Origin of the sequence: Stackebrandtia albiflava (assembly GCF_007994225.1) — a bacterium.
GTDB classification, from domain to species: Bacteria; Actinomycetota; Actinomycetes; order Mycobacteriales; family Micromonosporaceae; genus Stackebrandtia; species Stackebrandtia albiflava.
The window spans coordinates 2,064,241-2,076,129 of the sequence record NZ_VLLL01000005.1; the positions used below are offsets into that span (position 1 = coordinate 2,064,241).

At 70.0% G+C, this 11,889-nt stretch carries 11 protein-coding genes, 2 rRNA genes and 1 pseudogene; 2 read left to right on the forward strand and 12 right to left on the reverse strand.

Annotated elements, in window-relative coordinates; translation table 11 throughout:
- Nucleotides 1–7 precede the first annotated feature (7 nt).
- The 8 genes from LX16_RS10555 to LX16_RS10590 form a co-directional block, all read right to left on the reverse strand.
- A complete protein-coding gene (locus LX16_RS10555) occupies nucleotides 8–874 on the reverse strand; it encodes a hypothetical protein (protein ID WP_147136756.1) in 867 nt (288 codons plus the stop codon).
- A 53-nt stretch (nucleotides 875–927) separates the two neighbouring features.
- On the reverse strand, nucleotides 928–1,845 hold the full coding sequence (locus LX16_RS10560) for a copper transporter (protein ID WP_158645554.1): 918 nt from the start codon (nucleotides 1,843–1,845) through the stop codon (nucleotides 928–930).
- A complete protein-coding gene (gene steA, locus LX16_RS10565) occupies nucleotides 1,842–3,023 on the reverse strand; it encodes a putative cytokinetic ring protein SteA (RefSeq protein WP_425304424.1) in 1,182 nt (393 codons plus the stop codon). The genes LX16_RS10560 and steA overlap by 4 nt, the downstream gene beginning before the upstream one ends.
- Before the next feature lie 111 nt (nucleotides 3,024–3,134).
- Nucleotides 3,135–4,889 carry a DNA repair protein RecN gene (recN, locus tag LX16_RS10570; protein ID WP_147136762.1) on the reverse strand — a complete coding sequence of 585 codons (1,755 nt, stop codon included), beginning with the start codon at nucleotides 4,887–4,889 and terminating at the stop codon, nucleotides 3,135–3,137.
- A gap of 128 nt (nucleotides 4,890–5,017) precedes the next feature.
- Nucleotides 5,018–5,914, reverse strand: a complete 897-nt coding sequence (locus LX16_RS10575) for an NAD kinase (protein WP_147136764.1) — start codon at nucleotides 5,912–5,914, stop codon at nucleotides 5,018–5,020.
- Nucleotides 5,911–6,729, reverse strand: a complete 819-nt coding sequence (locus LX16_RS10580; RefSeq protein ID WP_147136767.1) for a TlyA family RNA methyltransferase — start codon at nucleotides 6,727–6,729, stop codon at nucleotides 5,911–5,913. The genes LX16_RS10575 and LX16_RS10580 overlap by 4 nt, the downstream gene beginning before the upstream one ends.
- Before the next feature lie 18 nt (nucleotides 6,730–6,747).
- Entirely contained in the window at nucleotides 6,748–6,948 is a 201-nt protein-coding gene (locus LX16_RS10585) for a hypothetical protein (protein WP_147136770.1), read from the reverse strand.
- Nucleotides 6,948–7,451 (reverse strand): hypothetical protein, encoded by a 504-nt coding sequence (locus LX16_RS10590; protein ID WP_147136775.1) that lies wholly within the window; start codon nucleotides 7,449–7,451, stop codon nucleotides 6,948–6,950. The genes LX16_RS10585 and LX16_RS10590 overlap by 1 nt, the downstream gene beginning before the upstream one ends.
- Nucleotides 7,452–7,660: 209 nt before the next feature.
- On the opposite strand from LX16_RS10590, the gene LX16_RS27545 reads away from it, so the two are divergent.
- A complete protein-coding gene (locus LX16_RS27545) occupies nucleotides 7,661–7,999 on the forward strand; it encodes an SCP2 sterol-binding domain-containing protein (protein ID WP_147137452.1) in 339 nt (112 codons plus the stop codon).
- 162 nt (nucleotides 8,000–8,161) lie between these two features.
- Here the strand turns inward: LX16_RS27545 and LX16_RS27550 are convergent.
- Together LX16_RS27550 and LX16_RS27080 are read right to left on the reverse strand one after the other, a co-directional pair.
- Nucleotides 8,162–9,121 (reverse strand): annotated as a pseudogene (locus tag LX16_RS27550) (HAD-IIA family hydrolase); the annotation flags it as partial.
- Nucleotides 9,122–9,173: 52 nt separating this feature from the next.
- Nucleotides 9,174–9,980, reverse strand: coding sequence for a tetratricopeptide repeat protein (locus tag LX16_RS27080; protein WP_147136777.1), 807 nt, complete (start codon nucleotides 9,978–9,980; stop codon nucleotides 9,174–9,176).
- A 33-nt stretch (nucleotides 9,981–10,013) separates the two neighbouring features.
- On the opposite strand from LX16_RS27080, the gene LX16_RS27085 reads away from it, so the two are divergent.
- Nucleotides 10,014–11,189, forward strand: coding sequence for a hypothetical protein (locus LX16_RS27085; protein WP_147136780.1), 1,176 nt, complete (start codon nucleotides 10,014–10,016; stop codon nucleotides 11,187–11,189).
- 235 nt (nucleotides 11,190–11,424) lie between these two features.
- Here LX16_RS27085 and rrf read toward each other — a convergent pair.
- A 5S ribosomal RNA gene (gene rrf / locus LX16_RS10615) occupies nucleotides 11,425–11,541 on the reverse strand.
- A gap of 127 nt (nucleotides 11,542–11,668) precedes the next feature.
- Nucleotides 11,669–11,889, reverse strand: a 23S ribosomal RNA gene (locus LX16_RS10620); the annotation flags it as partial.

The window sequence follows — 11,889 nt, forward strand, 5'->3', positions numbered from 1 at the left end:
TGCCGGGTCACGGATTGCGCGGCTTCCGGCCGAACTCGTCGATCTCCCGCAGCACGGGCGTACGGGCGATCACCTGAGTGAAGCTGACCTTCTCACTGGTGAGGATCAACGCCGTGACCCCCGACAGCAGGACCCCGCGCAGCAACGGACCGCTGCGCGCCGCCATCGACAGGCCCATCAACGCGCCGATCGCGTTGGCACCGCAGTCACCCAGCATCGTCTCCTCCCCGAGATCCTCGGGGAACAACGCCGTCGCCGCGCCCATGGTGCCCGCCGCGATACCACCGGAGAGGTCGTCGCGCGCCGACAACGGCGACGTCACCGCGGTCGCCACCTTCAACGCCCGGCCCGGCCGAAGGTCGAACAGGTTCATCAGGTTGGCGGTCCCCGCGATCAACGCACCACCCAGCAGGGTGTTGGCGACCGCCCCGAACCTACCGCCACGCCGGGGGGCGGGCCGGTCGGCGTCGATGAGGGCGGCCGCGATGAGCCCGGCCAGACCCGCCCCGACGATCTTCACCGCCCCGGAGGTGACGCGACCGTGAGCCAACGCACCGAGGTGGCCCTTGAGTCCCTTCGCCTGGTGCCTGGGCTGCGCACCCACCACGTCGTCGTACAGGCCGACCGCTCCGGCTCCCAGGCCGGCGGTCAGCGCCGCCGCCGCGTGACCGGGACGCCGCGCGCTCAACGCCGCCCCCACCGAGGCACCGATGGCGGCCGCCGGCCCCTCCTTCAGGCTCACCGTCTGGCCGTGGTGGTTGATCCGGTCGAGCCCGGCCGCCGCCGGCGAACGCGAGATCGCCGCCATGGCCGCGCGGGCGGCCAGCGCACCGGCCCCCACCAGTGCCAGGCGACGGAGATTACGAGCGAGCATTCCCACGGGTTACTCCAAAGATGTCAACTGCGGGGTGAGGGGGAGGTGTCCGGTCAGGACGGCTGGGGGACCAGGGACGTCGCCGAGTCGCCGGTGCCGTAGTGTCCGGCGGTTCCGGCGATACGTTCCGGCAACGCCATGATGGTGGCGAGCTGCCCTTCGGGACCGGCCGCGTTGTCGACCGTCGAGATCGTCTCCGCCAGGGTCTGATCCGCCATGATGGACGCGACCACGTTGCCCTCACCGGCGATCGTGGGCGCCGCGCACACCACGGGACCGGCCTGCCCGAACTGATCGAGGAAGGTCACCACGTTGGTGTTCTGACCGGTGGCGTCGGTACCGGCGTACGGCTTACCCGTGACGACGATGACCGCCGTGGCGCGCTCGGCCAACTCGACGTCCTCGGTCACCATCTGGAGCCGTTCCAACGCCTCGATGACGGCCGCACGGTCGTCCACGGTCGCCGAACCCTCCGCCAGCAGCACCGCCGCCAGCAGCGCCCCGGCCGACTCGACACCGTCGTTGTTGTTCGGGGGGTCGACGTTCTCGGGGGTCAGTTCGGCCACCAGGTCGACCAACTGGTCGCTGTTGCCGGGGTCGAAGAACGTGTCGGTGAACGTGAGCTGACCGGCGTTCTCGGCCCCCGAATAGGCCAGCATGTCGGTGATCCCCTGCACGTGCGCCGGGTCGGCGGCAGCCGCCGACAGCACCAGGACGTGCTGCTCCTCCAGGGTTCCCGCCAGCGCCGAGGGGGCGACCGCGGTCGCGAAGTCCTGTTCGTTGGCGGCGTTGGTCTCCAACTCCAACACCTGGTCCCGCAACGTCGCGTTGTCGTCGCGCAGGGTGGCCACGGTCTCCGACATGACTTCGAGGGTGGGACCGTTCAGCGCCGTGGTGCCCAGGACCAGGCCGATGGCCAACGCCAGGAACACCGCCGTCACCGATACGAGGTGGTAGCGAAAGTTGATCACGAGAAAAGCCTTTGTATCTGGAAGATCAGACCGTCCCACCAGTCCGCGACGATTTCCAGGAAGGTGAGACCGACTGTGGAAGCCCCGATCGCCGCGGCCATGGCCGCGATCGCCGACAACACCAGCAACAGCATCGCCGACACGGGGACGTTCTGCTTGTAGAGACGGCTGACGCCCTTGGCGTCGACGAGTTTCCCGCCGACGCGCAGCCGGGTCAGGAACGTGGAGGCCATACCCGCGCGCCCCTTGTCCAGGAACTCCACGAGGGTGGCGTGGGTCCCCACCGCGACGATCATCGTCGCGCCCTTCTCGTCGGCCATCAGCATCGCGATGTCCTCGCTGGTCGCCGCCGCCGGGAAAGTCTTGGCGGCCACGCCCAGGCGTTCCACCCGGGGAAGACCGGGGGCGCGCCCGTCGGCGTAGGCGTGGACGACGACCTCCGCGCCGCAACGCAGCACGTCGTCGGACGCGGAGTCCATGTCACCGACGATCATGTCGGGCGTGTAACCGGCCTCCACCAGCGCGTCGGCCCCGCCGTCGACGCCCACGAGCACGGGCTTGAACTCCCGGATGTACGGCCGGAGGACCTCCAGGTCCTCCTTGTAGTCGTAACCACGCACCACGATCAGGCAGTGCCGCCCGGCGAAGTCGGTGTCGACGTCGGGGATGCCGACACCGTCCAGCAGCAGCTCACGCTCCCGCTTGAGGTACTCCATCGTGTTGGCGGCGAACGCCTCCAACTGCACCGACAGGCCCTCACGGGCGTCGAGCATGGCCTGGGCGACGGACTCGGCGTCGTAGCGGTGCCCGGAGGCGATCTGCTCGTCACCGGCGTAGACGACACCGCCCTCGATACGGAGCTCGGTGCCCTCCTTGACCGCGTCGAAGATCTCCTCACCGACGTCGTCGACGACCGCGATACCGGCCTTGACCAACACCTCCGGCCCCAGGTTGGGGTAGCGACCCGAGATCGAGGGCTTGGCGTTGACGACCGCGGCGACCTCCGCCGCGACCAACGAGTCGCCCGCGACCCGGTCGATGTCCATGTGGTTGATGACGGCGATCTCACCGGGGTTGATCCGGCCCGCCAACCGCTTGGTGCGGCGGTCCAGCCTGGCGATGCCGACGACCGCGTCGGCGGGGACCTCACGGTCACTCCGCCGGCCGGGAAGGCGCAATGTAGGTAGACGCATCTTCTCTATCTTGACATCGGGTCAACGACAACCGGCGCACGGCGCGCCGCCGCCCCGGCGACCGCCCTTGCACCGCCGTGACGACACTGACCGCCGCTACCGGCCGCCGCGTCCCTTGCTCTTCGCCGCGACCGCCAGCAGCTCCTCGGCATGCGCGATCCCGAGGTGGCTGTCAGGCATTCCGGCAAGCATACGGGCAAGCTCGCGCGCCCGTTCAGCGTCCTCCACCCGATGCACACCCGACACCGTCACCGCGCCACCGGTGTCCTTGCTGACCACCAGATGCAGGTCCGCGAACGCCGCCACCTGCGGCAGGTGCGTGACCACCAACACCTGATGCCGCGACGCCAACCGCGCCAGGCGCCGGCCGATCTCCACTGCCGCCTCACCACCCACGCCCGCGTCGACCTCGTCGAACACCAGCGTCGGCGGGCCACCCGCACCGGCGAACACCGCCTCGATGGCCAACATCACCCGCGACAGCTCACCACCGGAGGCGCCCTTCTGCAACGCGGTCGCCGGAGCCCCGGGGTGGGCACACAACTGGAGCTCCACCTCGTCGGCACCGTCGGCGGTCACACCGCACTCCACACCGTTCACCGTCAGGTCGTGCCCACCACGACCGGCCGGACGCGGCGACACCGACGCCACCACCCGAGCGTGGGGCATCGCCAGGCCGGCCAGTTCGGCCGTGACGGCGTCGGCGAACCGGCCCGCCGCGGCCTGCCGCGACGCGGTCAACTGCGCCGCCAGATCGGCGGTCTCGGCCGCCGACCTGTCACGGTCGGCCTCCATCGCCGCCAACGCCTCGTCGGACACGTCGAGATTCGCCAACCGCGTCCGCGCCTGCTCCGCCCACGCCAACACCCCGGGCAGGTCCTCCGCGTACTTGCGGGTCAGGCCCTTCAACTCGGCGCGGCGTTCGAAGATGCGGGCGAGCCGGTCGGGATCGGCGTCCAAGCCCTCCAGGTAACCGGTCAACTCGGCGGCGACGTCGGCGATGCCCGCCACCGCCGCCTCCAACCGGTTCCCCAGTTCACCCAACACCGGATCGGTGTCGGCCTGCCCCAGCAGCGCCCGGTAGGCACCGCCCACCAGGCTCGTGGCGTCCGCCCCGTCACCGGTGTCGTCACCGGCCAACGCACCGTACGCCTCCGCGGCGGCCACCCGAAGCGCCTCCGCGTGCTCCAGGCGGCGCGCCTCCTCGGCCAGCTCCTCCTCCTCGCCGGGCTGCGGGTCGATCCGGTCGATCTCGGCCAGTCCGAGCTGGAGTACGTCGGCCTCCCGCGCCCGCTCCCGGGCGTCACGGCGCCGCTCCGCCAGCTCGTCGGCCAGCGCCCGCCACCGCTCGAAGGTCTCCCGGAACGTCGTGGCGATCTTCTCGTGCGCCTGACCGGCATAGCGGTCCAGCGCGGCCCGCTGCTCCGCGGGCTGCAGCAACCGCATCTGGTCCGACTGACCGTGAATCGACAACACCTGGGTGCCGATGTCACCCAGCAGCCCCACCGGCGCCGACCGGCCCCCCACGTGCGCGCGCGACCGGCCCTCGGACGTCAACGTCCGGCTCAACAGCAGCTCGTCACCCTCCAACTCGGCCCCGGAGTCGGCGATGCGCTGCCGCAACACCTTGTCCCCCCGCCGGACCCGCAGGCGACCCTCCACGACCGCGCGCTTCTCCCCAGGACGTACCCGCCCGGCGTCGGCCCGGCCGCCGAACAGCAACCCCAGTCCGGCCACCACCATCGTCTTACCCGCGCCGGTCTCACCGGTGATCACCGTCAAGCCGTCGGACAACGGCAACGTCGCGTCCTCGATAACCCCGAGTCCGGTAATGCGAAGCTCATCCAGCACGGTTAAAGACCCTAGTAGCCACCGCCGACACATTCCAGTCGGAGTTCACACCCGGCGCCGACCATCGGTGACCGACCGGACACGTTGCGACACAACGGCAGTAGAACGACCCCCACGCCACCGGCACGTCACGCCAACCGATGCCCGCGCCAACCGTCCACCGGCAGGTCGAACTTCGCGACCAACCGATCCGTGAACGGCCGATCGGCCAACCTGACCACCCGCACCGGCTCCACTCCGCGCCGCACCGTCACCGAGCTCCCCGGAGGCAACCGCACGGCACGCCGACCGTCGCAACTGAGCACCGCCGGCGGCGCGTAGGGCTCCACCGTCACCCGGATCACCGAACGGGGCGACACCACCAACGGACGCGAGAACAACGCGTGCGCGCTGATCGGAACCAGCAACAGCGCCTCGACCTCCGGCCAGACCACCGGACCACCCGCCGACATGGCGTGCGCCGTCGAACCCGTCGGCGTCGCGCACACCACACCGTCGCACCCGTACCGCGACAGGCTCCGGCCGTCCACCTCGATCAGGACCTCGAGCATCCGGGACGGCTCACCCTTCTCCACGGTGGCCTCGTTCAACGCCCAGGTACGCCCCACGACACGACCCTCGTGGGTGACCTCCGCGTCCACCGTCAACCGCTCCTCCACGCGGTAGTCACACGCGGCGATCCGCTCCACCGCGACACCGACGTCGGTGACCTCCGCCTCGGCGAGGAAACCGACCCGGCCCAGGTTCACACCCAGCAACGGCGTGCCCGTCGGACGCGCCAACTCCGCCGCCCGCAGGAACGTCCCGTCCCCACCCAGCGCCAGAACCATCTCCACGTCCTGCGCGGCCGTCGCGGGGTCACTCTCCACCACCGAGACCCGGCCCAGCTCGGCGGCCTCCTTCGCCAACGCCCGCACCTCGAAACCGGCCGAGGACAACGCCTCCGCGACCACCGCGGTCTGCTCGGCGATGTCCGCCCGCCCCGTGTGGGTCACCAACAGGACCCGGCGCCGCCCACCGCTCATCCCGACGCCTCCTCCGGACCCGACACACCCACCACCACCGAACGGATCCGCTCCTCCGTCATCGGTTCGGCGTCCCGGCGCAACGCGCAGAAGAACTCCACGTTCCCCGACGGACCCGGCAGCGGCGACGCCACCACGTCCACCGCGACCCAACCCAGTTCGGCGGCGGCCGCGGCCACGTCCACGACCGCGTCGGCCCGCACCCGGGGGTCCCGCACCACCCCGCCCGAGCCCACGCGGCCGCGACCGACCTCGAACTGGGGCTTGACCATCGGCAGGATGAACCCGTCGGGTCGCGTGCACTCCGCCAGCGCGGGAAGCACCAGCCGCAGCGAGATGAACGACAGGTCCGCGACCGTCACGTCGACGCGCCCCCCGACGTCGTCGGGCGACAACGACCGCACATTGGTGCGGTCTCGCACCACCACACGCGGATCGCTCTGCAACGACCACGCCAACTGGCCGTACCCGACGTCGACGGCGACGACCTGGGCGGCGCCCTCCCGCAACAACACGTCGGTGAACCCGCCGGTGGACGCGCCCGCGTCCAGACACCGGCGACCTTCGATCGACACACCGACATCACCGAAGGCGGCCAGGGCACCGCGGAGTTTGTGGGCACCGCGGGAGACGTAGTCGTCGCCGGCGTCGGCCACGACGATCGGATCGGCCGGGTCCACACCGGCGGCGGCCTTCCCCGCCGGCAATCCCCGGACCCGGACCTTCCCGGCGTCGATCAGTTCCGCGGCGTGTGCCCGGGAACGCGCCAGCTTCCGCCTCACGAGTTCGGCGTCGAGCCGCCTACGCGCCGCCATCGGCGGCCCCTCCTCCGGTCATGCCTCGTCGACGGCCGTCAGCGTGTCGGCGAGGACCTGCTGCACCGTCTCGAACACCGCGACGTGCTCCGGGGTCGCCAATCGGTCCAGGGCGTCCAATCCGGCCAACGCCGCCTCGGCCTCGGCCAGTACGTCCCCGATGTCGGCCGGGTCCGGGACCTCCGAACGCCGCGCCAGGTCGGCCGGGGAGAACCCCATCACGCCGCCCCACCGGAGGATCCGGGGGCCCGCTTGGCGGTCTTCTTCACGGTGGTCTTCTTCGCCGTGGACTTCTTGGCGGTGGACTTCTTGGCCGCCGACGCCTTCTTGACCGTCTTCTTCACGGTCTTCTTGGCCGCCTTCTTCGCAGTCGTCTTCCCGGCGGCCGTCGCGGGCCGGCCCTCGGCCGCCGCCGCCCGTTCCCGGGCGTCCCGCAACTGGATCTCCAGGTCGCGGATCCTGTCGTTCAGGTCGGCGACCTCCTCCGACGTCGCCAACCCGACCTTCCCGAGAGCACGATCCAATTCGAACCGGATCAGCTTGGTCAGGTTCTCCCGGTTCGCGGTCCCCGCGTTCAACAGGTCCTCCGCCATGCCCTGCAGATCCTCGACCTTCGCCCCGCTCTGATCGGCGAGCGACCGGATGACCTGTGCCGCCTTCTTCCGGGACGCCTCGGTCACACCGAGCACCAGCTCGAGATAAGCGCGCCACGCGTCCTGCATCGTCTGCCTCCTTCGGAAGGGTTCTCCGCTACGCTACCTTCCCACGACCGGAACCGGACCGCAGAACCCACTCTCACCACCGATTCCACCTGCGAACACCACGCAGTCCATCGATGGACGTTTTCGGCGTCACACAACCGGAAGGCGTCCGAAACCGATGCGGTACGGTGCGGTGCGTTGGTATTCCCCAAAGAACTGTGGAGATTGAGATGGCGACAGCCGAAGACTGCAAGAAGGCCCTGGAGAGGTTGGCCAAGCACATCGCCGCCAACAATGAGAAGGTCAAGAACAAGCCCGACCTCGACCGGCGGCTGGCCTGCGACATCACCGACCTTCAGATCTCCTTCCACGGCCGGTTCAGCGGCGGCGAACTCGGCGGCATCGCCGAGGGAGACGACCCCGACGCCCAGATCCGTCTCATCACCGGCAGCGACGAACTCGTCGCCCTGGTCGACGGGCGCCTGGAACTCGGGAAGGCGTACGCCAGCGGCAAGGTCAAGCTCAAGGCCAGCCTGCTGGACATGCTGAAGCTCAAGAAGTTGATGTAACTCCGGCTGGTTGGACAATCCGAGCACGTCCAGAGCCTGAGCCGCCGTATCGCCGGCGGCCTCCGGTACGGGGATCTGAGGGGTCAGATCCCCGTCGTGCTTTCGCGGTGCGACCCCGCCGCCTACCGCGTTCTCCGGCGGGGCGGGGGTACGCCCCCAGGTGAACTCCGCGAGCGCCCGCAACGCGTCCAGCGGATCACCCGCGCCCGCCAACCGCACGACCCCCGCCGTCTCGGAGACCCGCCACCCCTCGCACCGCACCGAGCCGTCACCGTCACGGCCCACGACCGGATGTGGATCGTTCACGCCGCCCAGATCCCACGCCAGGTACCGGGGGCGCGCGTGCGGCGGCGTCGCCAAGACGTCCCACGGTGACATGGAACCGCTCAACACCATCAGACCCGGATACCCCGCCGCGTTACCGCCGGCGATGTCGGTGTCCCAACGGTCGCCCACCACGAGCGGCCGGCGCGCGCCCGCCTGTTCGGCCGCCTGGCGGAACATCAGCGGCCCCGGCTTGCCCGCGACCAGATCCGGTGATCGGCCCACCGCGGCCGCCACCACCGACACCAGGGAACCGTTGCCGGGGAGTTCACCACGCGGAGACGGCATCGTACGGTCGGGGTTGGTGGCGGCCCACAGTGCGCCCTCCCGCACCGCCACGGCGGCCTCGGCGAGCTGTTCCCACCCGATACCGGGCCCGAAGCCCTGCACGACGGCGGCCACCGCCGTCGACTCGGCCGGCCACACCGGCCGGAGCCCCACCGACGAGATCTCGGCGGCCAACGCCGAGGTCCCCACGACCATGACGTTGCTCCCCGAGGGCAGGCGCTCCCGCAGCAACACCGCGACCGTCTGCGCCGAGGTACGCACCTCGTCCGGTTCGGCGGGCACACCGCGTTCCGAGAGCAGCGCGGCCACCTCCGTGGCACTACGGGACGCGTTGTTCGTGACGAAGACTGGGGGGACCCCGGCGGCACGAAGTGACTCGATGGCCTCCGGTGCCTGCCGGATCGGCTCACCCAACAGGTACACCACGCCGTCGAGGTCCAGGAGAGCCGAATCATGGCGTGCGGTCAACCGCTCGGGTTCGCTCCACAACCACGTGGTCTCGTCAGCCATCCAGACAGCGTAAAGGACCGCCACCCGGGATCATCCCGGGTGGCGGTCCACATCAGTCGACGGGCCGATCGTCGTCGTCGGGCTCGGCGAGCCACGCGACGCCCTCCAGCTCCAACAGTCGTTCACCGGCCCCGAGTTCGTCGTCCTCGTCGGACGCAGCGACCCGGGTGAACCACTCCCGTGCCTCGGCGACCCGGCCCTGTTCGGCCAACGCGTCCGCGAACGCGTACCGCAACCGCGGCAACCACGGCTCGGCACGATTCGATTCGAGTTCGGGGACCTGCAGCATCGCCACCGCGGCGGCCCCCTGCCCCATGTCGCGGCGGGCGCCGGCCGCCACGATGAGCAGTTCGATCCTGGTCTCGTCGTCGACCTTGGCGCCTTCCAGGTCGCGGTAGGCGTCGACGGCCCTTTCCGGCCGTCCCAGTGCCCGCTCGGCGTCAGCGATCATCGCGAGGTGGGCGCGAGTGCCGGTGAGGCGTTGCGCGGTGCGCAGTTCGCCGATGGCCAGCTGCCACTGCCCGGCGTGGTACGCGGTGACACCCACCGCCTCACGGACGACGGCGATCCGGGACGCGAGACGTCGGGCCACCAAGGCGTGCGCGAGTGCCCGTTCGGGGTCCTCGTCCAGCAGGCGGCCCGCCGCGACGAGGCGCCGACCGGTGTTCTCGGCCAGGCCCTTGGGCAGCGAGCGCAGACCGGCGCGTGTGTCGGCGTCCAGGTCCCGGTAGTCGACGTCCTCCGGTACCGGGATCTCACCCCGCTCGTCGTAGTCCTCGACCGGCTCGTCGGCCGGCTCCGTCTCGGCGGCGTCGGGCCGGGCGTGGACCGGGTCGGGTGTTGGTTCATCGGCGGACACGGCGGGCTCGTTCTGCTCCACGGCCTCTGTCGGTTGATCGGTCACCTCGGGCGCGTGCACCGGGTCCGCGGTCGCCGCTTCCGCCGACAGTTCCGTCACGTCGCCGTCGGGATCGACCACCGGGCCGGCATCGCGGAACCCACCGGAGCGCGGGCCACGGTCGTCACGGTCGCGGAAGCCGCCACCGGAGCGACGGTCATCGCCACCTCGGAACCCACCGGAGCGCGGGCCACGGTCGTCACGGTCACGGAAACCGCCACCAGAACGGCGATCGTCACCGCCCCTAAAACCACCCGAACGCGGGCCACGGTCATCGCGGTCGCGGAACCCGCCGGAACGGGGACCGCGATCGTCGCGGTCACGGAAACCGCCGGAACGCGGGCCGCGGTCATCACGATCGCGGAAGCCCCCACCGGAGCGTGGACCACGGTCATCACGGTCACGGAAACCACCGGAACGGGGGCCACGGTCGTCGCGGTCGCGGAAGCCGCCACCGGAACGACGGTCGTCGCTGCCACGGAAACCACCGGAACGGGGGCCACGGTCATCACGGTCACGGAAGCCCCCACCGGAACGGCGGTCATCGCCACCACGGAAGCCACCACCCGAACGGGGACCGCGGTCATCGCGGTCGCGGAACCCACCGCCGGCACGGGGGCCACGGTCGTCGCGGAAACCACCAGAGCGACGGTCGTCGCTGCCACGGAAACCACCGGAACGCGGGCCACGGTCATCACGGTCACGGAAGCCGCCACCCGAGCGCGGACCGCGATCGTCACGGTCACGGAAGCCCCCACCGGAACGGCGATCGTCACCACCACGGAAACCACCAGAGCGCGGACCGCGGTCATCACGGTCACGGAAACCGCCACCGGAGCGACGGTCATCGCCGCCTCGGAACCCACCACCCGAACGGGGGCCACGATCGTCGCGGTCACGGAAGCCCCCACCGGAACGGCGATCGTCACCACCACGGAAACCACCAGAGCGCGGACCGCGGTCATCACGGTCACGGAAACCGCCACCCGAGCGACGGTCATCGCCACCACGGAAGCCACCGGAGCGGGGGGCGCGATCGTCGCGCGACGCACCGCGATCCCGGTCCGATCGTCCACCGTGCTTTCCACCTTGACCGGAGGAGAAGCCGCCACGGCCGCCCTTGCGGTCGTCGTCCCGTCGCCGATCGGAACCCTCGTCGTTTCGGCGTGAATCATCGGAAGCCATGGCGATCACCTTTCCTACCGCCGGGACGAAACCGCGACGGGCCGCTGTGCAATTTCAATATCGATTGATCTTCGGCGGTGTACTCGCACCGCAAGAACCGGTTGCCCCAGAGGACGCCACCTTAACCCCGTCGCCCGCAGTATGTGCGTCAGGGTCCGTGTTCCGGGCATGACGAAGCCGGGTTGACCTCATCGAGGTCAACCCGGCTTCTGTTGTTTTTGTCCGGCGGTGTCCTACTCTCCCACTCCCTGTCGGGGGCAGTACCATCGGCGCGGGAAGGCTTAACTTCCGGGTTCGGGATGGGACCGGGTGTTTCCCTTCTGCTGTGGCCGCCGGCACGTTCGTGTGCCACGTGTCACCGTGTGCCTGTCCACCCCAAAGGGGGTGGTGGCCGTCCCCCACGCGTGTGTGGGGGTGGTGTGTGGTTTCAGGTTCGTATAGTGGGTGCGTCGTATCGCGTGTGGTGTGTTAAGTGGTCGGCCTGTTAGTACCAGTCAACTGAACACATTGCTGTGCTTACATTTCTGGCCTATCAACCCAGTCGTCTAGCTGGGGGCCTTCACACCCGAAGGTGTCGGAGACCTTATCTTGAAGCGAGTTTCCCGCTTAGATGCTTTCAGCGGTTATCTCTTCCGAACGTAGCTAACCAGCCGTGCCCCTGGCGGGACAACTGGCACACCAGAGG